Annotated in this window: 22 protein-coding genes and 1 pseudogene; 11 read left to right on the forward strand and 12 right to left on the reverse strand. The window is 36.9% G+C overall.

All coding sequences use genetic code 11. From position 1 onward, the window contains the following. Window positions 1-327: 327 nt before the first annotated feature. Genes IPP64_12235 through IPP64_12250 form a run of 4 tightly spaced genes read left to right on the forward strand, consistent with a single transcriptional unit; the run spans window position 328 to window position 2505 of the window. The gene (locus IPP64_12235) at window positions 328-714 is read left to right on the forward strand and encodes a winged helix-turn-helix transcriptional regulator (GenBank protein MBL0330156.1); all 387 of its coding nucleotides are present in this window, start codon (window positions 328-330) and stop codon (window positions 712-714) included. After that, a complete protein-coding gene (locus IPP64_12240; GenBank protein MBL0330157.1) occupies window positions 711-1133 on the forward strand; it encodes an SRPBCC family protein in 423 nt (140 codons plus the stop codon). Before IPP64_12235 ends, IPP64_12240 begins: the two co-directional genes overlap by 4 nt. Then, window positions 1126-2085, forward strand: coding sequence for an SRPBCC domain-containing protein (locus IPP64_12245; GenBank protein ID MBL0330158.1), 960 nt, complete (start codon window positions 1126-1128; stop codon window positions 2083-2085). The genes IPP64_12240 and IPP64_12245 overlap by 8 nt, the downstream gene beginning before the upstream one ends. A gap of 54 nt (window positions 2086-2139) precedes the next feature. Then, window positions 2140-2505, forward strand: a complete 366-nt coding sequence (locus IPP64_12250) for a DoxX family protein (GenBank protein ID MBL0330159.1) — start codon at window positions 2140-2142, stop codon at window positions 2503-2505. 53 nt (window positions 2506-2558) lie between these two features. On the opposite strand, the gene mqnE is transcribed toward IPP64_12250, so the two are convergent. Then, a complete protein-coding gene (gene mqnE / locus IPP64_12255) occupies window positions 2559-3725 on the reverse strand; it encodes an aminofutalosine synthase MqnE (GenBank protein ID MBL0330160.1) in 1167 nt (388 codons plus the stop codon). A gap of 82 nt (window positions 3726-3807) precedes the next feature. Between mqnE and IPP64_12260 the strand changes: the two genes are divergently transcribed. Then, window positions 3808-4503: a response regulator transcription factor gene (locus IPP64_12260; protein ID MBL0330161.1), complete on the forward strand. Its 696-nt coding sequence runs from the start codon at window positions 3808-3810 to the stop codon at window positions 4501-4503. A 65-nt stretch (window positions 4504-4568) separates the two neighbouring features. Here IPP64_12260 and IPP64_12265 read toward each other — a convergent pair whose 3' ends face one another. Continuing rightward, window positions 4569-4817: a hypothetical protein gene (locus IPP64_12265; GenBank protein MBL0330162.1), complete on the reverse strand. Its 249-nt coding sequence runs from the start codon at window positions 4815-4817 to the stop codon at window positions 4569-4571. Further along, window positions 4817-5377 carry a sigma-70 family RNA polymerase sigma factor gene (locus IPP64_12270; GenBank protein ID MBL0330163.1) on the reverse strand — a complete coding sequence of 187 codons (561 nt, stop codon included), beginning with the start codon at window positions 5375-5377 and terminating at the stop codon, window positions 4817-4819. Before IPP64_12270 ends, IPP64_12265 begins: the two co-directional genes overlap by 1 nt. Window positions 5378-5477: 100 nt before the next feature. Here IPP64_12270 and IPP64_12275 point away from each other — a divergent pair, with 100 nt between their 5' ends. Further along, window positions 5478-6287 (forward strand): hypothetical protein, encoded by an 810-nt coding sequence (locus IPP64_12275; protein MBL0330164.1) that lies wholly within the window; start codon window positions 5478-5480, stop codon window positions 6285-6287. Next, on the forward strand, window positions 6284-6916 hold the full coding sequence (locus tag IPP64_12280) for a YdcF family protein (protein ID MBL0330165.1): 633 nt from the start codon (window positions 6284-6286) through the stop codon (window positions 6914-6916). The genes IPP64_12275 and IPP64_12280 overlap by 4 nt, the downstream gene beginning before the upstream one ends. A 3-nt stretch (window positions 6917-6919) precedes the next feature. On the opposite strand, the gene IPP64_12285 is transcribed toward IPP64_12280, so the two are convergent. After that, the gene (locus tag IPP64_12285; GenBank protein ID MBL0330166.1) at window positions 6920-9811 is read right to left on the reverse strand and encodes a PD-(D/E)XK nuclease family protein; all 2892 of its coding nucleotides are present in this window, start codon (window positions 9809-9811) and stop codon (window positions 6920-6922) included. 127 nt (window positions 9812-9938) lie between these two features. Between IPP64_12285 and IPP64_12290 the strand changes: the two genes are divergently transcribed. Together IPP64_12290 and IPP64_12295 are read left to right on the forward strand one after the other, a co-directional pair. Beyond that, the gene (locus IPP64_12290; GenBank protein ID MBL0330167.1) at window positions 9939-10571 is read left to right on the forward strand and encodes a hypothetical protein; all 633 of its coding nucleotides are present in this window, start codon (window positions 9939-9941) and stop codon (window positions 10569-10571) included. A gap of 3 nt (window positions 10572-10574) precedes the next feature. Next, window positions 10575-10814, forward strand: coding sequence for a hypothetical protein (locus tag IPP64_12295; GenBank protein MBL0330168.1), 240 nt, complete (start codon window positions 10575-10577; stop codon window positions 10812-10814). Window positions 10815-10849: 35 nt separating this feature from the next. Here the strand turns inward: IPP64_12295 and IPP64_12300 are convergent, their stop codons facing one another. The 4 genes from IPP64_12300 to IPP64_12315 all read right to left on the reverse strand — a co-directional run bounded on the left by IPP64_12300 (window position 10850) and on the right by IPP64_12315 (window position 16260). Further along, window positions 10850-12904 (reverse strand): M13 family metallopeptidase, encoded by a 2055-nt coding sequence (locus IPP64_12300; GenBank protein ID MBL0330169.1) that lies wholly within the window; start codon window positions 12902-12904, stop codon window positions 10850-10852. A 175-nt stretch (window positions 12905-13079) separates the two neighbouring features. Further along, entirely contained in the window at window positions 13080-13823 is a 744-nt protein-coding gene (locus tag IPP64_12305) for a hypothetical protein (protein ID MBL0330170.1), read from the reverse strand. Beyond that, entirely contained in the window at window positions 13808-14596 is a 789-nt protein-coding gene (locus IPP64_12310) for a hypothetical protein (GenBank protein MBL0330171.1), read from the reverse strand. The genes IPP64_12305 and IPP64_12310 overlap by 16 nt, the downstream gene beginning before the upstream one ends. Then, entirely contained in the window at window positions 14587-16260 is a 1674-nt protein-coding gene (locus tag IPP64_12315; protein ID MBL0330172.1) for a UvrD-helicase domain-containing protein, read from the reverse strand. Before IPP64_12315 ends, IPP64_12310 begins: the two co-directional genes overlap by 10 nt. Window positions 16261-16326: 66 nt before the next feature. On the opposite strand from IPP64_12315, the gene IPP64_12320 reads away from it, so the two are divergent. Together IPP64_12320 and IPP64_12325 are read left to right on the forward strand one after the other, a co-directional pair. Then, complete coding sequence (locus tag IPP64_12320) at window positions 16327-18006, forward strand: S8 family peptidase (GenBank protein ID MBL0330173.1); 1680 nt, start codon at window positions 16327-16329, stop codon at window positions 18004-18006. Between the two features lie 30 nt (window positions 18007-18036). Next, on the forward strand, window positions 18037-18369 hold the full coding sequence (locus tag IPP64_12325) for a hypothetical protein (GenBank protein MBL0330174.1): 333 nt from the start codon (window positions 18037-18039) through the stop codon (window positions 18367-18369). Window positions 18370-18382: 13 nt separating this feature from the next. Here the strand turns inward: IPP64_12325 and IPP64_12330 are convergent, their stop codons facing one another. The 4 genes and pseudogenes from IPP64_12330 to IPP64_12345 all read right to left on the reverse strand — a co-directional run bounded on the left by IPP64_12330 (window position 18383) and on the right by IPP64_12345 (window position 25365). Further along, the gene (locus IPP64_12330) at window positions 18383-20002 is read right to left on the reverse strand and encodes an aryl-sulfate sulfotransferase (protein MBL0330175.1); all 1620 of its coding nucleotides are present in this window, start codon (window positions 20000-20002) and stop codon (window positions 18383-18385) included. Between the two features lie 95 nt (window positions 20003-20097). Next, a complete protein-coding gene (locus IPP64_12335; GenBank protein ID MBL0330176.1) occupies window positions 20098-22050 on the reverse strand; it encodes a T9SS type A sorting domain-containing protein in 1953 nt (650 codons plus the stop codon). A gap of 48 nt (window positions 22051-22098) precedes the next feature. Then, complete coding sequence (locus IPP64_12340; protein ID MBL0330177.1) at window positions 22099-22626, reverse strand: hypothetical protein; 528 nt, start codon at window positions 22624-22626, stop codon at window positions 22099-22101. Between the two features lie 393 nt (window positions 22627-23019). Beyond that, a pseudogene (locus tag IPP64_12345) lies at window positions 23020-25365 on the reverse strand (sodium-translocating pyrophosphatase). Window positions 25366-25369: the final 4 nt, after the last annotated feature.

A 25369-nucleotide genomic window follows, 5' to 3' on the forward strand; every position in this document is an offset into this window, starting at 1 on the left:
TGCTTGACAATAAAGGGTTTGGGACGAATCCCCCACATAATAGTGACAAAAATTGATTCTTAATTTGAACTTTTAAATCAAAAGGGATGAACTTACCATAATTTGGTGCTGGAAATTTTAGCATACTTTTCGAGTACCTCGAATAATTACAAAAATCCCTTCCATTTAATCCGAGGGAGAACCAGAAATACTCAAAATGATAAAAAAACATTCCAGATAAGGATTGCCCAAATCATTTCATTTCTGAAAAATTTCTTCTAAAAACTTGACAATTAAATAAATCTGTCTAAATTTGTAACCGATTGGTTACATATTAAGAATCAGAAAATGAGAAGAGACGTATTTCAGGCCATAGCAGACCCAACACGCAGAGAGATTATTGGCATGGTTGCGCACCAATCCTTAAACCTAAATGCCGTTGCCGACCAATTTAAGATTAGTCGACCCGCCATTTCAAAACATATCAAAATTTTAACCGAATGCGGGTTAATTATTATTAAGAAAAAAGGAAGAGAACGCTATTGCGAAGCAAAATTTGAAAAACTAAATGAAGTTTCAAATTGGGTGGAACAGTATAAAAAGTTCTGGGAAGAAAAACTGGATGCCTTGGAGGTATACTTGAAAGAACTTCAGGAGGAAAAAGGGAAAATGGAATCCCAATTGCCATCGGGAGTAAAAAGTAAAAAGAAAACAATTAAAAAACATAAAAGATGACAACAAAACAAAAAATCACAGTCGAAGTAACTGTAAACCAACCTATAGAAAAGGTGTGGAAAATCTGGACAACACCCACAGATATCATGCAATGGAATACTGCATCAGACGAATGGCATACTCCAAAAGCAGAAAACGATTTACGCGTTGGCGGAAAGTTTCTTTCTCGGATGGAAGCAAAAGATGGTAGCTTCGGATTTGACTTTACAGGAACGTATACTTCGGTAAAAACAAATGAAGAAATTGGGTATCTGATGGATGATGGAAGAACGTGTGTGACAAACTTTTCCAAAGAGGGTAATACTACAAAGATTGTCACTGTCTTTGAAGCAGAAACAGAAAACTCAATAGAATTACAACAAGGCGGATGGCAGGCAATAGCAAACAATTTTAAAAAATACGCAGAAGCAAATGGATAAGTCGAAACAAAAACTATCAATAACAAAAACACTAAATGCACCAAAAGCAATGGTGTTTGAAGCTTTTTCAAATCCGGAAGCACTTGCAAAATGGTGGGGTCCTGTTGAAGCACCCATTGATGTAATGCAACTCGATTTCAAAGTGGGTGGAATTTTTCATTACAAAATGAAAGGTCACCAAGTCAATTACGGTATTATGAAATACAAAGAAATTGACAAACCCAACAGCATTACTTGGATCAATTCATTCGCCAATGAAAAAGGTGAAATCATCAAACCGCCATTTGAAGGAATGGATGTACCTAAAGAAATTTTATGTAAAATTTCGTTGACAGAAAATAATGGCATCACGACTCTACTTATGCAAAGTGAACCTTACAATGCTTCCGAATCAGAAATCAACACGTTTGTTGCAATTTACGAAGGCATGGAACAAGGATTTGGTGGAACATTCAGTCAATTAGAAAATTATTTGAAAACAAGAATTGGATTAATGAAAGAGAACAAGACTACAAAAAAAGCAAGGAGCAGTAGTTATTTGAATTTTAACGGTAATACCGAAGAAGCGTTCAATTTTTACAAAAGTGTTTTCAAAACTGAATTTTCAGGAAAAGGAATGCAGCGTTTTGAGGATGTTGCAGGAAATGAGGGAGCTCCTCCGATGGACGATTCACTTAAAAAATTGATTATACATGTAGAACTTCCAATTACTGGAGGGCACACCATCATGGCAACCGATGCACCTGAAAGCATGGGATTCAAATTGGTAACTGGAAACAATATGCATATCAACGTAGAACCGGAATCGAGAGAAGAAACGTATCGACTCTTCAATGAACTTTCTGCAGGGGGTAAAATAGATATGGAAATGCAGGATATGTTTTTCGGAGCATTGTTCGGCAGCTGTACCGATAAATATGGAATTAACTGGATGTTTACGTATAGTGACTAAGTGACTATGTGACTAGGTAATCTTAAATATTAATCAAACATTAAAAAATATTTTATGAAAAAGATAAAAATCGCTTATTGGATTGTAACAGTATTGTTTGCCGGATTTATGCTTTTTAGCGCTATTCCGGACATTCTGTTAACTCCTGATGTAATCAAGTTTATTGTAGACTTGGGTTACCCTTTGTATTTTATCCAGTTTATAGGAATTGCAAAAGCACTCGGAGCAATTGCGATTGTTATTCCGGGATTTCCAAAAATTAAAGAATGGGCGTATGCAGGACTGGTATTTGATTTAATTGCTGCCATGTATTCCATTGCTGCAACAAGTGGCGTAGCTGCTTCAATGCCGATTCTTCTGTTTCTCGCATTTGCATTCGCATCCTATTTCTTATATCACAAAAACTTAAAAATCGCATAACAATAATCTATTCAAAAAAAAGTCTGACGTAAAAACGTCAGACTTTTTTTAACTTAGGCTGTTACTTCTTCTTTGCTAAAATCGTAGTTGGAATAATCCGTTATCACGTTGTAAAGTGTATCGCGTTCAATGGGTGTGCGACCAACTTGTTTGATCAATTCAACCAGTTGTTGTGTTGTTAAAGCCGGAGATTGTTCTTCCGAACCGGCCATGGTATAAATTTTTGTGGTATCATCAATTGTTCCGTCAATATCATCCACACCAAATGCCAACGATAACTGAGCCGTTGTTCTTCCAATCATTGGCCAATACGCTTTTACATGTCCGAAATTATCCATAAAAATACGTGAAACAGCGTAGTTGCGTAAATCTTCGATTACAGTTGATTCGGCAATATGACTCATCTGATTGCCACCATTTCTGAATTTAAGCGGAATGAACGTATTAAACCCTTTTGTTTTATCCTGCAAATCACGTAAACGGTTCATATGATCAATACGATGTTCAAACTTTTCAACATGGCCGTACAACATGGTTGCATTCGAAGGCATTCCGAGCTTATGTGCTGTTTCATGAATCTCTAACCATTGAGCAGATGTACATTTATCTTCACAAATTTCTTTACGGATGGTTTCATCAAAAATTTCTGCTCCTCCTCCCGGTAAAGAATTTTGTCCATGGTCTTTTAAAATTCTCAAACCTTCTTCGTAACTCACTTTCGCTTTTCTGCACATATAATCCAATTCAACAGCGGTAAATGCTTTTACATGGATATCAGGTCGAATGTCTTTTATTTTTTTTATCAGTTCAGCAAAATACATCAACCCCATTTTCGGATGAACTCCTCCCACAATATGCACTTCAGTAACTGGCTTGCCATCATAACTTCTTACTTTATCCAAAATTTCGGCTTCCGACAATTCCCAACCTTCTTCCTTATTCTTTAATAAACGGGAATAGGAGCAAAATTTACAATCGAATACACAAATATTGGTCGGTTCGATATGGAAGTTTCTGTTGAAATACACATTATTTCCATTTTTTTGCTCACGTACAAAGTTTGCCAATGTTCCTAAAAAGCCCAATTCGCCTTTTTCATACAAAAGCACCCCTTCATCAAACGTTATGCGCTGATTCCCGAGTACTTTTTCGGCAATTTTTTTTAAATCGTTGGAAAGTTTGGAATCCAATAAAAGGGAAGAAATGGCTTGTGCTGACATGAGAATAATTTAGGGTACAAATTTACGCTTTGTCCACTTTATTAACAAGCATAGAAAGTTTTTGTTTTATCTTTGTACCCGTATGAGCCAAAAGCGCATTTTATTAGTTGAAGACGAAGAGCATTTGCTTCAAACCATCCGCTTAAACCTGGAATTGGAAGGATATGACGTATCTACCGCCTCCAATGGCTTAGATGCGCTTAAAACCTTCCGAAATTACAATTTCAGCCTGATTATTCTGGATGTGATGCTGCCCGAAATGAATGGATTTGACGTTTGTGAGCAAATCCGGAAAGAAAACAGCAAAGTGCCCATTCTGTTTCTAACGGCCAAAGGCTCTAGCTCCGATAAAATTCAAGGGTTGAAATTGGGCGCAGATGACTATCTCACCAAACCGTTTAATCTGGAAGAATTGCTCCTGCGCATACAGATACTTGTGAAAAGAGGTAGCCAACAAAAAGAAACTGAAAAAACGATTGAATCCTATACGTTTGGTAATAATATGGTGAATTTTATCACCTATGAAATTACCGGAGTAAGCGGCAAGTCAGAGATCAGCAAAAAAGAAATTGCGCTCTTAAAACTATTAATTGAACGTAAGGGAGAAGTCGTTTCACGAGAAGAAATTCTGGACTCCGTTTGGGGGAAGGATGCCTATCCATCATCACGCACAATCGACAATTATATACTTGCTTTTCGGAAATATTTTGAAAAAAATCAACGGGAACCGATTCACTTCCACTCCATCAGAAGTGTGGGATATAAATTTACGGAGTAGTTCTTACCAGAATTGTGTACATCAGAGTCGTCATTGCAATTAAAGAAACAAGGACATGAATAAGATTACTTTGTTTTCTCCACTTTCACAGGTTCCTTCCCTTCCTCTTTCTCCATGGCTTCAATAATCACAAACATGACTAACAAAATCAACAAAATAACAATGAACACCTTTTTGTTTTTATAAAGCGGTGTTTTGTACAAAGGCTTTGTAGCTGACTGATAATTATACATCAACTTCTTAAAATCTTTATGCTTGTTGATTTGCTCGTCCGGCAAATCGGGTCTATCAATATTGAATTTCAAGTTCGACATTATTTCTTGCTCAACACTTTTTTTAATTTATCTAAAATGCGATAGACTTTCACTTTCGCATTGTTCTCAGTAATACCAATAATCGCACCGACTTCAGCAAAAGAACGTTTTTCGAAAAAACGAAGCTCTATTAATTGAACTTCATTTTCTTCTAATCCTTTTAATGCACTCATCATTTGTTTAATTCCTTCTGCATTTTCCTCCAAGTCGGTTTCCTGAGCAATCTGCAAAATCCCGTTTTGATCCAAGCTTACCACCCTATTTGCATTATTTTTTCTAAAATACATATTAATTTCATTAAAGGCAATTCTGAATAACCAGGCAGAAAATGGAACTCCTTTATATTCGTATTGCTTCAGATTAATGAGTGCTTTTAAAAAAACCTGTGATGTGATATCAGCCGTTAGCTCTTCGTCTTCCGTTCTGCGATAAATAAATACGAAAATCGATTTATAATATTTATCGTACAAGACACCAAAACGCGCTGAATTTTCTTTAGCAGCATTTATTTGCTGCAATTCCTGCTGAATTTCGATATCCGATTTATGATGAGAGCTCACCGGTACAAATTAGTTTAGTTTAATAATGCAGTAAATGTAAGAAAGATACAGTAACCTTTAATTTTGAAGATTTATCAATAAAAGTTACATTTGAGAATCTATGAAACGTGGGATTTCTTCATTTGTTGTTTTGAAAGTGTTGTTGCTTTCTTTCATTACCCTCCTTTCCGGCTGTGCTGTTCGATCGGTATACGTACCTACCGTTGGGAATGTGCAACTTTTCAACGAGCAAAAACAGGTGCAAGCCATCGGATATGTGGGAACCAACCATGTCGAACTATTAGCCGGCATGAACCCTATCAAACATTTTTCAATCGGAGTGAATGGCAGTTATGGAAAAGGCTTAGCCATTTACGAAGGACTGATAGGTGTTCACGGATATTCAAAAAATGAAGCAAAATGGCGATATGAACTCCTTGCTGGAGGAAATTACACCAACAACTCCTTACAACAAAAAAGCGTTTGGATCAACTTATTTAAAGAAGACAAATCCAACTACGAGACTATCGGCCGTTACAACAAATATTTTATTCAACCATCATTCGGCTATTTCGGGAAAATGGAGATTTACAAAATTAACTACTCCTTTGCACTTTCTTGTCGCACCTCCTACATAGATTATAAAAAGTACATTTACCGTGAATTAAATGCCGACAGCACCCAATTGATGAACAATCCTGTTTATATTGTTAACAAGGAATTTTACAATAAAAGTTTGTACTTACTCGAACCATGTATAACGAATAAAGTCGGGATTAGAAACGTATCTGTTATTCTGGAAGGGCAATTTATGATTCCTTACTCTAAAGAAATCGACATTCGATATACTAAATTTAGTCCGGTTTTTATTTTTAGTATTGGCTTTCAATACACATTTCTAATTAAAAAGCAAAAGAAGACGACCACATGAGACGAATCGGATTCATCTTCTTTCTTTTCTTATTTCAGTCGTGTATCTTTTTTGGTACGCGTCAGAACAAGCATTATAAAAGTGTTGAACAAATCAAACCTATTGATGTAATTATCGTCCCCGGCTTACCCTTATACAAAGGGCAATGGGATACGCTTCTCAAAGCACGCATTATTTGGTCCAGCTTTCTTTATAAAAAAGGGATTGCAAGCAATGTACTTTACTCAGGAAATGCAGTTTATACCGTTTGGAAAGAAGGCCCGTCCATGGCGTTGTATGCAAAACAACTAAACATAAAAAGTGAACATATTCTAATTGATACCATTGCCGAACACAGCACCGAAAACCTGTTTTACAGCTATTTTCAAGCAAAAAAAATGGGATTTAAAACCATTGCAGTCGCCACCGATCCATTTCAATGTGCAATGCTTCAAAAATTTGCTAAGAAAAATTTAAAAGAAGAAATCTATTTCTTACCTATCATCTATGATAGCATCCGAGAGGAGATGAAAATTGAATTATCAATTGACACAAACATTACCAAAGCAACTAATTTTATTCCATTAGAGCAACGGCAAGATTATAAAGAAAGATTAAATGGAACGAGAGGAAAACATATTCCAAAGTAATCACTAACGATTACACACGCCTTTAAATGCGCAATATTCACAATGGTCTTTTTCCTTTGTTTGAACAAACGGGTGTTCTCCATCAAAAATTTCAGTCATTAAAACGACCAATTGTTTTTCGTATTCTGCCAATACGTTAATGTTGAGGCTTGCCGACTCATTTACTTTCACAGTTTTTAATCCGGCACTCAACTCTCTGAAGGTTATAATTCCTGAAACAATGTTCTCCTGAATTGCAGGATTCATCTTTTGGTACAACCATGCATACGTTAGTAGCTGAAAACTTTTTGCCAATGTTGTATTCGTTCGCAGTTCATCCCATTCATCAAATTTCAATTCCTTATTATCTGCAATACCTGTTTTATAATCGACAATACGTGTTAAACTACCTACGCTATCTACCCGATCGGCTTTTCCTTTTATCTTAACTTCTTGTCCGGCTATTGAAAGTACACTTTCCAATTCTGTTTCTAATGCTTTAATGATAATAGGAGTTGCATTTTTTTCTGCTAACTGAATATTTTTAATTTCAGCATCTAAAAAATTATGAATGAACTTCAGCGCCACTTTAATGGTCAATAGGTTTTTTCCAAAATTAACTTCGGTATCACTGAATTCTTTTTTAAACAAGGTAATGGTGGTTGACTCCACCAGCTTTTTCATTTCCTTGATATCTGCTTCTTGAATTTTCTTGCCGACAAACGGTTTGTAAAAAGATTCCAGTGCCTCATGAATCACATTCCCTAAGGTATCTGCACCAATGGTTTCTTCAATCTCATCAGCCTCTTTTAAGCCTGCAATGGCATGAAAATAAAATTGCAGGGAACAATTCCGATAAATGTTTAACAACGAAGGTGAAAAACCATACTCCGCTTTCGCTTTCAATTTTTCTCGAATCGCCTCCGACTTTTCGATCGAAATTACATTTTCAATACCATTATTAATAATCGGGATACTCACCAACGTTTCGGTGATTGTAACATTGGGATTTACTTTCGGAAGCTCATAAATTAATTGCGTTAAAAAACGACTCTTCTCCCCGCTTCCCAATGCATCACTTTCGGTATTGTACAACAGATGAATGTTTGTAGCTCTTTGCAATAAACGGTAAAAGTGATATGAAAAAATCGAATCTTTATCGCCATACGTGGGTAAACCGAACACCCGCTTCAATTCAAAAGGTATAAAAGAATTTACCGCTTTCCCGGATGGTAAAATATCTTCATTGCAGGAAAGCAAAATCACATTTTTGAAATCCAAAGTACGAGTTTCCAACATCCCCATCACTTGTAAACCCAAGAGCGGCTCCCCATAAAAGGGCAATGTACTGGTACGTACAATTTGATTCACCAAGCTTCTAAACGTTTTTAAATCACCCACTGATTCAGGATATTGCTCCATCAACACTTGAATGCGTTTAATAATTTTGGTAAAAGCAAACAAATATTCTAATTCCAAACTGGCTTTATTCTCTTCCACATCGCCCTGTTGTAATACAATTCCATCTTTTAATATTTCGATCGTATAATGTACACAAGCGATTGCATCAGCAGGTGTTTCCCAGTGTTTAAACAAACCACTGATCACATCATATTCTTTCTCACAGTCAAACTCAACAAAAAGCCCTTTGAGCATTTTAAGATTAGCAAAAACAATATTTCGCTGTTGTAAAGCCAATAACACTTTTCGTAATGGATAATTTGCCGACACTACTCCCAGGGCGGTTGCACTGTATGCGTGACTAAGTAGCTTAATAATATCGCTATGGTAAAAACTATAGTTTGATTTCCCTTGTGCTAATTTCAGTCCGGTTTCATGCATTGCAAAAATCAAATCAAAATAGCCTGCAACAGGAGTGTTTTTAAGAGGATATCCCATCGTGACGTTGATATCCTTTAAATTTTCGGGTAAAGAATGCAAAACAGGAAATAATAAATTCTCATCCGCCAAAACAATTGCGGTTTCTTGCAAAAGCGGATCTGTTTTTTTTATTTCATTAATTAAACTTCCTGCAACCTTTGCCTGTGCAATGTTTTTTGCAGCACCGATAACAGTAATCGATTTCTGCTCGGCAGACAACAACGTTTCCTCTATGGTAATATTTTTTATCGATGTATCACTTGGAAGTGCTTTCGAAAATTTACCGGATTGTTTGTATTTGCGAATGAATCGACCTGCCTCCTGATTTACATTATTGACATAATAAGAATCAGTATCCCAAATAATTTCTGCTTTATCCGCATTGAGTAACTTTTCAATGATCTCTTCTTCGGCTTTGTTGAGGGCATTAAATCCTGCAAAAATTATCTTCTTCCAAGGATATTTACCAACACGCTCCTCCACACAATCCGCCACTATGCGATACGCTAAGCCTTGATATGCCTGATGCTGTTCTAACAAGCGTTTTGTAAAATGCTCGTAATATTCACCCAACAATTTCCAAAATTCAAGGTATTGCTTTTGAAAATCTGTGAGCGTTTCTTCGGAGTTTAAGCTCCAGGCTTCCAACTCTTTTATATCTTTCAGATTTCCGAACAATTGCTTGGAATCGACCAGATATCTGTCCAATTCATTAAAATCACTTAAAAGTATCTGTCCCCATTTGCTGAATTCGTCAAACGTTTCAATTTCTCTTTTGCCAATCGTTTTTACGGTTTCATACAATTCAAAAAGCAAAGTTGTAGAATCCGCCACTTCCAGCTCGGCTAATACCGACACAAAATCTTCGGTTGCCAGTATCTCCGGACTCCAGAATGTTTTTTTTAGTTTTTTAGAAAAATGCGTTTTGAGAAACAACCCAGCTCTTCGGTTAGGTAATACAATGCATAATTCGCTGATATCATCACCATATTTCTGGTGAAGATAATCGACCGTTTTTTCGAGGAATGACTGCATGAATGACCTTTTCTAAAATTATTCTTATAAAATGTAAATATAAAAATACTAATTGGTAATATTGGCACGTTATATGAATTCAATCGACATTTAGTAAGTATTCACGAATTCCTAAAACCTTACAATTATGAGCAAATCATCATTCTTCCTTTTCGTTTTTGCAACAATTGTTAGTACAACTACTTTGTCAGCACAATCCGATGCTTGTCCAAGTTGGAACAAAAAACAAGCAAAAACAAGCACCAATTATGCGGCATTGAGTAAGCGCTCTGCTGCTGACAACACCTCCGATTTCAGCAAACCTAAATATCAAAGCATTTATGCAAAAAATACAGCATCAACAACAATTTCTAAACGTGGAAGAGCATATTCAGCGCCTGCAAAAGCAGCACCAGCAAAAGCTGAGAAACGAGTAGCAACTGTTCCCGAACAAAAAAATACCTCCAGCAAAGCTATCCGTACCCCGGTAAACGAGGAAGAGGCTAAAAAGGCTATTTTAACAGAAGAAGAAAACAAAACAACGCCAGAAACTGAAAAAGAAACGGCTACAAAAACGGCAGAAATACCTACCGCTGCAAACGAAGCAACTCCTTCTGCGGCAAAGGCATCAGGAAAAGGAAAAGAAAAAACTGCTGCAACCCTTAAAAAAGAAAAACAAGCAGAAGCAGCAAAAAGCAGCCAACAAAAACAACAACGAAAAGCAGCTGTAAGAAAATTACGAATCGGGAAAAAGAAAGCGACCGACTGCCCTGACTTTTAATCTATGGAAACAAGCTATCCGCAATACCGGAAATATTTAAACAACAAATCGTTCTTTAAAATCGTTTCTCCTACCGAATGGGAAGAAATTCAAATCATCGGAAGTAGGTACATCTTAAATACCTTTACTGTGAAAATTCTACCGGATAGAAATTTCATGCAGGATATGACATTTGATTATAAAGATAATTGGGAAGTGATAACAGAAACAGAATATGAACAAAAAAAAGACCTTGTTAAATAGCAACAAGGTCTTTTTCATTCACAAACAATATTTCATTACCAGATCTCAGCTCTTTCAGCTTTCGGACGATACATCTTATCACCTTCTTTAACGCCAAAGGCATCATAAAATTCTTGCATATTACTCAATGGTCCGTTTCCACGGAAGTTTCCTGGAGAGTGAGGATTCGTTTGCACCATGTTCTTTAAGAACTCTGGACGCATATTTCCTCTCCAACCTTGTGCCCACGACATAAAGAAACGTTGCTCAGCAGTAAAGCCATCAATTTTCTCAGGAACAGGTTTGCCTTCCATTGATTTTTTCAAAGCATAATAAGAAATGGTTAAACCACCCAAATCCGCGATATTTTCACCCAATGTTAATTCTCCTCTCACGTGCATACTATCAATTGCAATATAGCTGTTGAATTGATTAATCAACATATCTGTTTTCTTTTTGAAGTTTGCTTTATCAGCATCTGTCCACCAGTTTTTCAAGTTTCCATCCGCATCAAATTGCGCACCTTCATCATCAAAACCATGTGTTAATTCATGCCCGATGATTGCACCCATACAACCATAATTCACAGCATCATCCGCATCCGGGTTAAAGAAAATCGGTTGCATGATTCCTGCAGGGAAAACGATTTCGTTCATAGAAGGATTGTAATACGCATTGATTGTAGGAGGTGTCATTCCCCACTCTGTGCGATCAACCGGTTTGCCCAATTTATCCACCATTTGTTTGAAAGCATACGTATTTGCACGCATAAAATTCTGAACATATGAATCGCGTTTGATGTCTAATGAAGAGTAGTCTTTCCATTTATCCGGATACCCTAACTTCAACATTACTTTATCCAATTTCAAGTTAGCCGCTTTTTTAGTTTCTTCGCTCATCCAATCACGACTTGCAATACGCACACGGTAGGCAGCAATTAAATTTTTCACCATTTCAGCAACACGATTTTTACTCTCTTGTGTAAAATGCTTTTCAACAAATACTTGTCCAAGTGCATCACCCAAAGCTGCATCTGTAGCTTCAAAAGCACGTTTCCAACGCGGTTTCAATGCAGGAATTCCTAACAATGTTTTGCCATAAAAATCAAAATGTTCATTTACCACATTATCACTCAATTTACTTGCTGTTTGATCAATTAAGCCCCAACGCAAGTATGTTTTCCAATCGTTGATAGAAACAGATTTTAATGCACCGTTTAGCGCTTTAAAAAATTCAGGCTGTCCCACAATTACATTTTCAATTCCTTTGATTTGTGTGGATTCGAAATAAAGTCCCCAGTTAAAGTTGGGAGTCAAAGCTGCCAATTCTTTTACTGTTTTTTTATTGTACATCAATTCCGGGTTGCGCATATCGATTTTTGTCATCGATGCTTTTGCCAAATTGGTTTCGATGCCATAAATCACTTTCGCATTTTTTTCTGCCACTTCTGGTTTATCCCCTAAAAGCACAAACATATTTGCTACGTGTTTTTTAAATGCATTTTGAATACCAATAGTACGTTCATCGGTATTGGTATAATAATCTCTGTCCGGCAATGAAATACCACCTTGACCGATTTGAGTAATAATCTCAGTACTGATTTTCGGATCTTGTCCGATATATCCGCCAAACATTGCACCCACGCCAATCGTATGAAGATGTGCAACAGCTTTGATCAAATCATCAGATGTTTTAATACTTTCAATTGCAGCAAACTCTTCCTTTAACGGAGCAATACCGTCAGCATTTAATTTAACAGAGTCGTTTGCAACCGAATAAAAATCACCGATTTTTTGTTTGTTGCTGCCGGCAGTTGCTGCTTTATCATTTGCAGCATCGTCCAAAATCGCTTTCAACTTCGCCAGATTTTTCTCCATTAACTCATTAAAACTTCCCCAACGGCTTTCTGATTCAGGAATAGGATTATTTTTCAGCCAATTGCCGTTCACAAACTGATAGAAATCGTCTACCGGTTTAGCAGTACTATCAATGTTTTTAACATCAATACCGGTATTCGGAGCTTTAGCAGCTTCGTCTTTTTTAGCATCTCCACCACAGGATGCAAGTGTTATTGTCGAAACAAGTAACGAAAGTTTTAGAATGTTTTGCATGTTTTTTTTGAATTTGAGAACGAATTTACCTTAAAACATCAAGATGACAAAATGATTTTGTTAAATGGTGATTTTTAGGGACAAAAGGCATAAATGAACGTCCCGTTTAAAAGAAACACAACAATTGAAGCATGGATCTCAAATTATCAAAACTTCTTACTCTTTTTGAATGGAATTATATGGAGACCACTTTTTCCGACTCGATATAAACAAGCAATCGATCGGTAACAATGTAACCCATTTCCGAAAGTAAATCGGAGTAGCCAATGATTTGTTCTTTGTGTTTTTTACGCTCTTCTCCGGTTTTGTAATCAATGATGACCGCCTTTTTTCCATCAATCACTACTCGATCCGGGCGATAGAGTTCACCGGAAGAAGTCACAATTTCGGCTTCGTTTTTTACAATTAAGCCTTTTGCAAAAAGCGGTTTTAACTTCGGTAAATTCAAAATGGTAGTCAGCGTTATTTTTAAAACATCTTTTTCTTCAACGGTAATTAATCCTTCTGCACACATCGCAGTCAACGATACATCCACATCTTCCGGCACTTTTACTTTTGCCAATGCGGTATGCACCACATTTCCATAATCTTTTTTCACTTCGGCCATATTCGTATTCCAGATGCTTGGGGCAGCAGCACGCATTTTAATGCTCTCACGCCAGCGGCTGGAATTAAAGGTCACCAACTCAAAGCTGGAAGTTTGTTTGTCTTTTAAATTTTGCTTATGCTTCACAGCTTCACCAAACGAATAGAGTAACTTGCCTTCTTGCCACTCTCCCTTTGTCATATAATAATGTGCCATCATATCCGATACTGATCCACACTTATCCGGGTTTCTGCCAGGCATACCCGACAAAACATATAAGCGCTCTTCGGCACGTGTAAAACCAACATACAATACATTTAAGTTATCCAACATCGATTTGCTTTTTCATCCTGATATAAATCCGAATAAATCGTTTCTTCTAACTTTTGATTGGTTGGCACTATCGCAGATGGAAGATTCGGTAGTTTTTCATTTGCCAAATCAATCCAAAGATTCTTTTTACCATTTTTTGTTTCCGTGTTGGAAAAAGGCAAGATCACGACAGGAAATTCCAATCCTTTGGAACGGTGAATGGTCATAATGTTCACCGCATTCATTCCTTGCGGAATAATCAAGGATGCTTTTTGCTTTTTATCTTCCCAATACTCTATAAAATCATTCAGATTGTTATTTTTCTTGATACTGTAGTTCAATACTTCATCCAAAAAGAGTTGAATATAAGCATTGGGAGTAGCGTTCAGTTTAAATAAACGAATCAACTCTTCACACAATTCATACAACGCCATTTTCGAAAGTTGTGTCACGCTAAATTCAACGCCTTCGTTTTTCAAAATACTACTCACCCCGATTCGGTTCTGAAGCACTTCCGGCAAAGTAATGGAAGTCACAAATTTAGAAGCGACCAAATATTCCACAATCTCTGTTTGAATAATCGTATCAGCTGTGTTGGCCAAATATTTCAATAAAGAATGTAAAAAATTAATTTCTGCTGAATTACTCAATAACAAAGAGTCAGATGAAATAACATCAATTCCATTTTCTGTCAGATAATTTGCAACATCACTTCCATCTGTATTTTTACGAACAAGAATTGAAATATCTTTGAGCAAATAATTATCCGCAATCAATTGATGGATCAACTCCAAGGTGCGTTTTTATTTTGCTCCCGATACACATCTTTCTCCCCTTCAATAAATTCCACCTGCACAAATCCGCCTGTATTATCAGGATTAAAACCTTGTTCCAGCCCTTCGTAAATTGTTAAAAATTTTTGATTTAATTTTTCAGACAACACACGAAAAACAGAATTATTAAATTCAATTACTTCTCGTTTACTGCGATAATTTTTATCCAGTACTTCGGGAATGTGATTTCGAATTAACGCTTCCTCCCGCTCCAACACCAAAGGATTGTTATTGTGCTTAAAAACATTCGGTAACATTGCAAATTGTTCTACTTCCCCACCGCGCCACCTGTAAATGGCTTGCTTTCCATCACCCACCAACATTGTAAAATGACCGTTCGCCAGGGAGTTATCAATCAGGGGCAATAAATTTTGAAATTGCAAAACGGAAGTATCCTGAAACTCATCAATCAAATAATTATTGTAACGTTCACCCAATCGCTCATATATAAATGGAATTGGCTCATTCAACACAATTTTGGCAATCATCTTATTGAATTCCGAAATGTGAAGAATATTATTTTGTGTTTTATATTCCGTTAATAGTTTTTCAATTTCATTTAAAACAGCCAGAGAATAAATGCTTTTGTTGATGAGTGAAAACAAAATATAATTCGCATACGATTCGTCTTTTAATTGTTGAATGTTTACAAAGCAATCCAACAAAACAGGTTTAATTCCCTCAATTGCGGATTTGGTTTCACCTGTAACTTTTCCACCTGCCCACTTATCATCTCCTGCGGTTGCCTGCACATAGGTGTTTGGTTGAATATAGTCCATTCTTCCTCCGGCAAGTTTTTCGAAGTATGCCGCAATTCCTTTATCACCGTAATAAAAATCTTTGGATGTAAGTCCGACCTTTTTAATCGTATCCGCGCCCTTTTGAGCTGCAGTAGAAACAGCTGTTTCAAACAATTTTATCTCTTTCGCTAACACCTCTTTGATTCCAAAAAAATCATCAACACTTAAATGTTTGAGCTTTTCGATATGAACAGCACCATCTTCGTTCAATAAGTTTTTTGCAAACTCTTTCAAATCGTTTTCAATGTGCCAGCTTTTTTCATCATCAGTTTTGCTTTCGGTAAACTCCACCAATGCTTTGGTTAGTCGTTCATCATTCCCTATTTGCGCTAACAATAAGTCGATGGCTTGTGTCAGTAGTTTATCATCATCCATCTCGATTTCAAAACTCATTGGAATTTTTAAATCGAACGCGAAGGTACGTACCACTTTATGCACAAAACTATCAATGGTACCGATGGCAAAATCAGAATAATTATGAAGAATGGCTGTAATCACCCGTTGAGCACGTTTACGGATAATGGTATCATCCAATGCCTTTGATTTATTTAATTGTTTGTGCTTTTTTAATTCAATCAACAATGTTTTGGTTCCACCCGAAACCTGTCCGTAATCTTCTTCTGAAAGTTCCTTTAAGGCTTTAATAATCCTTTCCTTCATTTCTGAAGCGGCTTTATTGGTAAAGGTAACTGCTAAAATATGCCGATAGGCTTGTGGTGGATCAGCTTCATCATTTAAAGCAAGCGCCAGATATTCTTTCACCAAGGTAAACGTCTTGCCCGAACCGGCTGATGACTTATAAATGGTAAAATTCTTATCTGACATAAAAATTGGGATTGACAATTGCAAATTACACAATAAATGGTTATTTTTATTTAAAATTATCTCATTATGAAGAATTTTAAATTCCTCTTTTCTTTTGTATTGCTTTTCACTGCGACATTAACAAAAGCCCAGGAAACAAATATTGTTCCCGGCAACGTATTAGTAATGTTGCGTTCAGAAGCCGGTGCTGCAGAGCTAACAAGAGAATTGGCGACCATCAATGGAGTTGCAACACATCTAAAAGTGGTACGCACCTTATCCGCATCCATGCACATTTACTTGATGACATTTGACGAAACGGTTATCAATCCTGATTTATTTTTAAGAGCCGTTAAACAAAACCATTTGGTAAAAATTGCGCAATTCAATCATACGTTTCAGGAACGTATCATCCCGAACGATACACAATTCGGAGTGATGTGGGACATGCACAATACGGGTGCGAGTGGTGGTGTGGCTGATGCAGACATTGATGCTATTGAAGCTTGGGATATCACCACAGGTGGTTTAACTTCTGATGGCGATACGATTGTAGTCGCTGTTGTGGATGGAGGATTTGACTTGGCTCAAGAAGATTTAAATTTTTGGAAAAATTATCAGGAAATACCGAACAATGGTATTGATGATGATGCGAATGGATTTGTGGATGATTATGACGGATGGAATGGAGCAACTGCAACCGATAATTTTTCTGTATCCAGTCATGGCACACATGTATCCGGAACGGTTGGAGCAAAAGGAAATAACAATTTAGGAGTAACCGGAGTGAATTGGAATGTAAAAGTTATGGCTATTTCGTATGGTTCATCCGGAGGAAGTTTTGAAGCCAATGTTGTGGCATCGTATGCATTTGCGATGGATCAGCGCAGATTATACAATCAAACAAACGGAGCCAAAGGTGCTTTTGTTGTTTCAACAAATTCTTCATTCGGAATCGATTTAGCATTTCCTTCATCGTATCCTTTGTGGTGTGCGATGTATGATTCATTAGGTTCGGTAGGAATATTAAGCGCGGCAGCAACTGCGAATGCAAATTACAATGTAGATGTACAAGGAGATATTCCTACAGCCTGTGCAAGCGATTGGATGATTGCGGTAACGAATACCACGCGCACTGATGCCAAAAACAGCAGCTGCGGTTATGGAGCAACCACCATTGATTTGGGTTCACCAGGAACAAATATCACCTCTACGTATCCTTCCAACACATATTCTTCTATTTCCGGAACATCGATGGCAACGCCTCATGTTGCCGGTGCGGTAGCATTAATGTACTCCGTGAATTGTCCGATATTTATGACCAACTACAAATCCGATCCAGCCGGAGTGGCCTTGATGGTGAAAGATTCATTGTTAGGTGCAGTAGATATTATTCCTTCCATGAGCGGAGGAATTACAGTAACGGGTGGACGATTAAACTTGCACAAATCCGTTGTTGCTATACAAAATTATTGTTCAACAGTGGATGTAGAAAACATGACTGCGCTTTCCGATTTTGAAATCCAAAACGTTTATCCGAATCCTGCCGACAATATGATCAATGTTGTTTACAGCAGTTATGATGTAGTGGAGATTTCAATTACGAATGTGCTCGAACAAGAATTAAAACGTGTAAAAGGCGATACGACAACAAAAGGTATTCAACATACCAGAATTGATGTTTCAGATTTCAACAAAGGCGTTTACTTTATTTCTATCCAAACTGCAAACAAAAAATCGAATGTTGTGAAAGTGATTGTTTATTAAATTAAGGTATAAACTAAAAACAGCAACATCATGAAAGTCGTCTCTATTTCAGGATTCGTCCTCAGTGTTTTATCTTTTGTTACAGCATTGTATTTGCAATTTATTTTGGTTCCGGCTGCAGAATCACTAGAAGATTCATTAAACACAGGATTTTCAGACAATACCACCAGTTTATTGTTTTATGCAGCACATGAATCCATGGTAACAACCGGAATGAATTTAGTCATTGCAGGAGGATTAGCCGTAATTCTTTGTAGCATTTCACTATTCAAAACCAAGAGTAAGCTTTCGTTGTTCGGAGGACTTATTTCTTTATTTGCATTCATTATCGGTTTAATCCATGGGACACATCTGTTTTCTTAAAAAAACCACCGAATTAATAATCTAGCTTGACTATTTTATAAAAGTATTCTTTTGTAGAAATTACAACTTGCAACAAATACATACCTGGAGCTATTCTATCTAAATTAATATTCTTTGAAGTCAATGCTATTTCACCAGAATCAATTAATTTTCCTGCAAGGTCAAAAACCCTATACTCAGCGTCAGTATTTAAACTAACAGTTATCTCCTTCTCAAATGGGTTTGGATAAACAATTGGTGAGTCGCCATCAGTCGACATATCAGAGCTTGAAGTAACTAAACATGAATAGGAAATCGGACTCAATTCTATTGGCGGGCCTGGTGTAAGTGTATGCCCACCAAAAGCGGGATAGTCGTAATTATAAAACACGGTTCTGAACACACCATTATTAAAAATGCTGGTTCCTTGTGGTCTCGGCCCTAACCCATTCACAGGGTTTTTATATTCCCAAACGATGTTATTTAGACTATCAATTTCTATAAACTCCCCTTTATTTCCATTACAAATAAGGGTATGTCCATTTGCAATGCGCTGAGCACCAGAAATTTTATCCGAATACAGATCTGTAGGTATTGAATCTTGATAGATCCAATACGAATCTAAGGGTAGAAAAGAAAGAGTTGCACTACCCATATAATTTCCAAAAGTATCTACTGGTGTTTTAATAATTTCAACTGTAGAATAATTTCCAGCAGGTCGATCTTTTCCATTGTTAAAAACCATAATATCACCTTCCCCAGCCAATCCTTGTAAAATCCAATTCGCACTATGTTGTCCAAAAAATTTCTGATCGGAAACAGCACCTCTGTTGTATACAATTGGGTTTCCCCATCTATAAATAAAATCTCCACCTTTTCCACAATTACCTCCTGCATGAGATGCTGCTTCTAATGTGGTTGTGCTGTGATCGATAATATATATTTCACTTGTAAGACGAGAACTAATTAAGATTTGATCCAATGATGCATTATAATCTATTGAATTAAAATGCAACCAATCGGGATTAGAAGATGATGAAAAATTGGTGTTAATGTTTATTAAACCAGGATTTTGATTAATGATACCAAAATTTGATTTTGTACTATCAAAATCTTGAATCAAATGGTCCCAACTATTCCATTCCCAAACAATGTTTGCTCCTGTTGTTCCTAATGGTTGAAGTTCAACAATTTTTTCATTCCAAAATGTTGTTCCTATAAAATTAGTATCTCTTCCAGCAAGAATTGCATCTGCTTTTGTTTTTTTTTCCCATACGAGCGCAAGCACATTTCCATTCGGTAAAGGATGAATATCATGATGTTGACACATTGTGGAATCAGAAATAAGATAAGACCATACGACTGAGCCACTCCAATCTATTTTTTCAATAATTCCACCGGCTCCACCTCCACCAGAAAAAGTAGGATTATTTGTGTTACCTGGGCGCAACAACAATCCATCTTCTAATAGATATGAGGATAAACCAGGCTTATACGCACTGGTCCAAGAATGTAAATAATATCCGCACTTATTAATTAAATAGGTTGTGTTATTTGCATTTGGAGCGAAAAGTATTGTTCCAGGTTGATTTGTCACATCTTGATACAACAAACCTATTGTAACTGATTGAGCAAAAGAAAAATTTGAAAACAAAAGAAAACAATAAAAGCAATATCTCATTTCAATAAAAAAATATTTTCAAAAAAAAGGGCATTCAAAACTGAATGCCCTTTTCTAAGTAAAAAAAATTATTTAATAATTGTCAGATTTTTATTTACAGTATATTCTGAGCTTGTAAATCTTATAGTATAACTTCCAGAGGCAAGCTCTGAAAGATTAATTTCTTTTGTACCAAATGTTACAGATTTAGAGAATACAATTTCACCTAAATAATTAATCACACTAACATTTGTAGTTGTTCCAAAAGCTGAAGGAACGTTAATTGTAAATACATCTTTACCTGGATTTGGGAAAATAGTTGTATTCGCATCAACAACATTTTGATCAATTGTAGTTGAGAAACTTACTGTAGCGGTTGCAGTTGAAGAGCAACCATTCGCATCGGTAATAGTAACAGTATAGGTTCCTGGTAACAATCCTGTAGCTGTTGCTGACGGTCCTCCTGAAGGAGCCCAAGAATAAATAACCGAACCAACAGTTCCTGATGTAGTAGCTGTAACTGAGCCATCAGGGCAAGTTGCGCATGTTGCATTTACTGAATTAGCACTAGCAGAAACACCAGAACAATCAGGGTTCAAATTTAAACGAATTACGTAAGGTTTATTAAAGCCCGGTACACCAAAAAATTCATTGTTTGCCCATCCACCAGCAGGTGTTGTAGGCCAATTTACCCATGTTGTTCCCAATTTAAAAATATTATCTGTTTGTGCTAAACTTAAAGTACTATCAGCAACAAATTCCATTGAAGTGATTGTATAATCACCAGGAGTTAATACAAATGGTCCACCAGAAATTCCAAGTGTGATTAATCTAGCAGAGTCATTTGGATATAACATCGTGTCTGTAGTAGCTATTATTGCAGATGGCACACCAGCAACCATACTCCATAAAGCACAAGCTGTTGGTCTTCCGGTGTATCCTCTGTTTACATAATAAGAAACTGAAGTTAAGGCAGAAACAGAATTCACTGTAAATTCTTGACCCAAATGACCTCCATTACCTGCACCAATACCTAAAGCACCAGTAACAACTCCATTATCACGAGCATATGTTGAGTCCGTTACAATAATCGAATTATATAATGTATCATTTAATGGATTACTATCCGCTGTGGAATGTGTCACAACATATTCGAAAGTGTAAACATCTGGCGTTGCTGGAATAGCATAATTTCCTGCACTCAATTGAACTGTAGCAGCTGGAGCTAATGTAGCTGCAGGAACTCCTGTATTTGTGTAAATCTGAGTTGATGCACCATTGTATACATTTAATCTTAGTGAAACATTTGTAAGTGCACTCGTTCCAACATTACTAATCGTGGCTAAAGTTGGCATATTCCAAACTTGACTCTTTGGAACCATTGTATACTCTGGAACGGTATCTAAAGAAACAAGTCTTCCATCAAATGGTGCAGAAACTTCTAATTTTACATCATCAATCAACAATAAAAACATATCTACTGAATTGTTTCTAAATGATATGTATACTGTTTGACCAGCGTATGCACTCAGACTAACTGTTCTGTTGGTCCAAGTAGTATTTTCAGCCGGAGTAGAAAACAAAACCGTTGAAGCTGTTATTAAATTGCCAATCACACCTGTTCCACCTGTTGGAGGAACCGTCATAATACGCACTTCGTATCCATCAGGATAAGCTGCATCATACGTAACAGCATTCCATGACAATACAACATTTGCCGGTAAAGGGCCAATTGCAGGAGTTGTCATCCAATCGTTGGAAGGCCCTGCTGGCGAATACCAAGAAGTACTAAAAGCCGCAGAATCTCCTACAGCGAAAGAAAAGTCTTCACGTCTTTCCCAAGCAGCATTTACATATGAAACAGAAGCATTCGGAGTGCTGTTATCCACGTTTGCTAATGACCATCCTGAAGGAAAGTTATACGTTCCTGCCCCACCAGCTGTTGGCCCTGCAATACCATCAAAATCTTCTAAAAATATAACTTGTGATTGTGCAATAGAGAATGCACCTATTGCAAGTGCTGTAAGTAAAATTTTTTTCATGTTTATTGGTTTATGTATTTATTTCAATTTTTCGAGTGCAAATCTATGCTATTTTTTTTGCCTAAAATAATTTTTCGCCTTTACATAATTACTTTCTGTAAGAGGGCTTATATATTTTGCAATGTCTACTTTTTTAACGGCTAATTGATTCGTATTAAGTTGCTGATTATTAATTAAGGTATCCGATTCAAAATTGAATATTTCTTTACTTAGAATATTCTCTATCGATAAAACTTGCCGGATTTTATACGAATACACTTGATTATTATTACTTGTGAGGCAAGTTTCATTTATAATATACTCGATTTTATTCGTTTTCAGAGTTGACTTCTGTATTTCTTTGTTAGTTCTTAGCTTAAGTTTCTTAATTGAAGCGATTGCTGAATTATGGATAGCGTTTTTTAGCTCTTCTTCATTTGCAATTGGTGAAACACCAGAATTTCGACACCCTGAATTAATTTCAACCTCTACTAGCTCTTTTTCTTCCAAAAAAACAAGTTTCAACTGCTGTGTCTTGCAAGAGTATGAACTGACAAACAATAAAATTACGATAATACACTTTGGAATAGCTTTCATAACCTGCATTAAATATAAAACACCACAAAAATGTGGCGTTTTACAATCTAAATATAATATTAGTTAGTGGTGTTTTGCGCAAGCATCTCCACATTTTTTAGCACATTCTTCTTTTGTTTTGCAACCGTGAGAACAACCTTCCATACATCCTTTATCACCATGTCCTTCACCTGAGCAAGCTTTTCCTGCTGCTGCTTTGTCTTTGCAACATGCTTTCGGAGCAGCAGCTTTTTCTTTGCAACAAGCCTTCATTTCACTCGGGTGTCCGGCAGGCATACCTGCGTGTTTTACACACATTGCTTTTTCTTCTGCAGAACAGCCAACAGAATCACAATATTTTGCACATTCTTCTTTGCTCATGTTCATGCATTTGTTCATGTCGCATTTCGGACCAACAAATTTTCCATCTGCACCGTACATGCTCATGCAATATGCTTTTTCGTCAGCAGTACAACCAACTGAATCACACATTGCAGCACATTGTTCTTTTGTCATTGAAGCGCATTTCGTCATATCGCACTTACCCATTCCACCTTCGTGACAAGCTTCCATCATTGCAGCACCATGTCCTTCACAACATTCTGTTTGAGCACCGTGATCGTCACAACCAGCCATTCCTGCTTCAGCAGTATTTACAGCAATGTATGGAGCAATCACTAATGAAACGATTGACATCAATTTAATTAAGATATTCATGGATGGACCAGATGTATCTTTAAATGGATCACCAACTGTATCACCTGTAACTGATGCTTTGTGTGGTTCCGATTTTTTATAGAACATTTCACCATTAATCAATACACCTTTTTCGAATGATTTCTTAGCGTTATCCCATGCACCACCAGCATTTGATTGGAAGATACCCATCAACACACCGGATACCGTAACACCCGCTAATAAACCACCTAATACTTCTGGCCCGAAAATAAAACCAACAATTACTGGAGTAACCAATGCAATTGCACCGGGCATCATCATTTCACGGATAGATGCTTTTGTAGAGATGGCTACACATTTTTCATATTCAGGTTTTGCTTTGTATTCCATAATTCCTGGAATTTCGCGGAACTGACGTCTAACTTCCTGAACCATGTCCATTGCCGCTTTACCAACCGCTTGAATACACAAAGCTGAGAAGATAAAAGGAATCATACCACCAACAAATAAACCTGCTAATACAGGAGCTTTGTAAATATCGATTGCATCAATACCTGCAATACCAACAAACGCAGCAAACAATGCCAACGAAGTTAATGCAGCAGAAGCAATTGCAAATCCTTTTCCGGTAGCAGCAGTAGTGTTACCTACAGCATCTAAATTATCTGTACGTTCACGAACTTCAGGAGGCAATTGACTCATTTCAGCAATACCACCAGCGTTATCTGCAATCGGACCAAAAGCATCAATAGCCAATTGCATAGCAGTAGTTGCCATCATACCTGCAGCAGCAATTGCCACACCATATAAACCTGCAAAATAATAAGAAGCCATAATTCCGGCAGCCAATGTTAAAATTGGAATAACCGTTGATTTCATACCTACAGATAAACCACCGATGATGTTAGTCGCATGACCGGTAGAAGATTGTTGAATGATTGATAAAACTGGCGCTTTACCCATTGCTGTGTAATATTCAGTAACAATACTCATGATAGCACCTACCACTGTTCCAACTACAATCGCTAAGAATACATTTAACTTAGAAAATTCATATCCACGTAAATTCAATGTTTCAGGCAACATCCACATTACAATAAAATAAGAAGCGATAACAGTTAATAGCATTGATGCCCAGTTACCCATATTTAATGCATTTTGAACATTTGATTTATCATCTTTAATTGTAACAAACCAAGTTCCTACAATTGAGAAAACAATTCCTAAACCACAAATCACCATTGGTAATAAAATTGGAGACATTCCATTGAAGTTATCTACCACCACAATTTCTTGTCCCAATACCATCGTTGCCAAAATTGTTGCAACATATGAACCGAATAAATCGGCACCCATACCAGCCACATCACCTACGTTGTCACCAACGTTATCAGCAATGGTTGCCGGGTTACGAACATCATCTTCAGGAATACCTGCTTCTACTTTACCAACTAAATCCGCTCCAACGTCAGCTGCTTTGGTATAAATACCACCACCCACACGTGCGAACAATGCAATGGACTCTGCTCCTAAAGAGAATCCTGTTAATACTTCGATAGCAGTTTTTACAGTATCTGCACCTAAATTGCTGAATATAGATAAGAAAGCTATGAACAATCCACCTAAACCTAAAACAGCTAATCCGGCAACACCTAATCCCATTACGGTTCCACCGGTGAAGGATACTTTTAAGGCTTGTTTTAAACTAGTACGAGCGGCTTGTGTTGTACGAACGTTTGCTTTCGTTGCTACCTTCATACCAATATATCCTGCTGTAGCAGAAAATACCGCTCCAATGATAAAGGAGATTGAAATAATCCAGCTGGAGTGAATCGGCTTTCCGTTCACTTCATGAATTGTTCCTGAATAAGCTAATAATGCAGCAGCAAACACAACGAAAATACTAAGTACTTTCCATTCTGCCTTTAAAAATGCCATGGCTCCATCGGCAATATAACCGGCAAGCTCTTGCATGTTTTTATCACCGGCATCTTGCTTACTAACCCAAGCCGATTTAATTGCCATTACCAGCAATCCTAAAATCCCTAAAGCGGGCACTAAATAAATTACGTATTCGTTCATAGTT

The sequence above is a fragment of the Bacteroidota bacterium genome, assembly GCA_016722565.1.
Lineage (GTDB): Bacteria > Bacteroidota > Bacteroidia > 2-12-FULL-35-15 > 2-12-FULL-35-15 > 2-12-FULL-35-15.

Excerpts from the sequence above, each read along its gene's own strand:
- IPP64_12260 (MBL0330161.1), top strand. The coding sequence starts at position 3,808 with ATGAGCCAAAAGCGCATTTTATTAGTTGAAGACGAAGAGCATTTGCTT.
- IPP64_12290 (MBL0330167.1), top strand. The coding sequence starts at position 9,939 with ATGAGCAAATCATCATTCTTCCTTTTCGTTTTTGCAACAATTGTTAGT.
- IPP64_12280 (MBL0330165.1), top strand. The coding sequence starts at position 6,284 with ATGAGACGAATCGGATTCATCTTCTTTCTTTTCTTATTTCAGTCGTGT.
- IPP64_12265 (MBL0330162.1), bottom strand. The coding sequence starts at position 4,817 with ATGTCGAACTTGAAATTCAATATTGATAGACCCGATTTGCCGGACGAG.
- IPP64_12300 (MBL0330169.1), bottom strand. The coding sequence starts at position 12,904 with ATGCAAAACATTCTAAAACTTTCGTTACTTGTTTCGACAATAACACTT.
- mqnE (MBL0330160.1), bottom strand. The coding sequence starts at position 3,725 with ATGTCAGCACAAGCCATTTCTTCCCTTTTATTGGATTCCAAACTTTCC.
- IPP64_12305 (MBL0330170.1), bottom strand. The coding sequence starts at position 13,823 with ATGTTGGATAACTTAAATGTATTGTATGTTGGTTTTACACGTGCCGAA.
- IPP64_12335 (MBL0330176.1), bottom strand. The coding sequence starts at position 22,050 with ATGAAAAAAATTTTACTTACAGCACTTGCAATAGGTGCATTCTCTATT.
- IPP64_12285 (MBL0330166.1), bottom strand. The coding sequence starts at position 9,811 with ATGCAGTCATTCCTCGAAAAAACGGTCGATTATCTTCACCAGAAATAT.
- IPP64_12245 (MBL0330158.1), top strand. The coding sequence starts at position 1,126 with ATGGATAAGTCGAAACAAAAACTATCAATAACAAAAACACTAAATGCA.
- IPP64_12235 (MBL0330156.1), top strand. The coding sequence starts at position 328 with ATGAGAAGAGACGTATTTCAGGCCATAGCAGACCCAACACGCAGAGAG.
- IPP64_12275 (MBL0330164.1), top strand. The coding sequence starts at position 5,478 with ATGAAACGTGGGATTTCTTCATTTGTTGTTTTGAAAGTGTTGTTGCTT.
- IPP64_12315 (MBL0330172.1), bottom strand. The coding sequence starts at position 16,260 with ATGTCAGATAAGAATTTTACCATTTATAAGTCATCAGCCGGTTCGGGC.
- IPP64_12325 (MBL0330174.1), top strand. The coding sequence starts at position 18,037 with ATGAAAGTCGTCTCTATTTCAGGATTCGTCCTCAGTGTTTTATCTTTT.
- IPP64_12250 (MBL0330159.1), top strand. The coding sequence starts at position 2,140 with ATGAAAAAGATAAAAATCGCTTATTGGATTGTAACAGTATTGTTTGCC.
- IPP64_12295 (MBL0330168.1), top strand. The coding sequence starts at position 10,575 with ATGGAAACAAGCTATCCGCAATACCGGAAATATTTAAACAACAAATCG.
- IPP64_12240 (MBL0330157.1), top strand. The coding sequence starts at position 711 with ATGACAACAAAACAAAAAATCACAGTCGAAGTAACTGTAAACCAACCT.
- IPP64_12320 (MBL0330173.1), top strand. The coding sequence starts at position 16,327 with ATGAAGAATTTTAAATTCCTCTTTTCTTTTGTATTGCTTTTCACTGCG.
- IPP64_12340 (MBL0330177.1), bottom strand. The coding sequence starts at position 22,626 with ATGAAAGCTATTCCAAAGTGTATTATCGTAATTTTATTGTTTGTCAGT.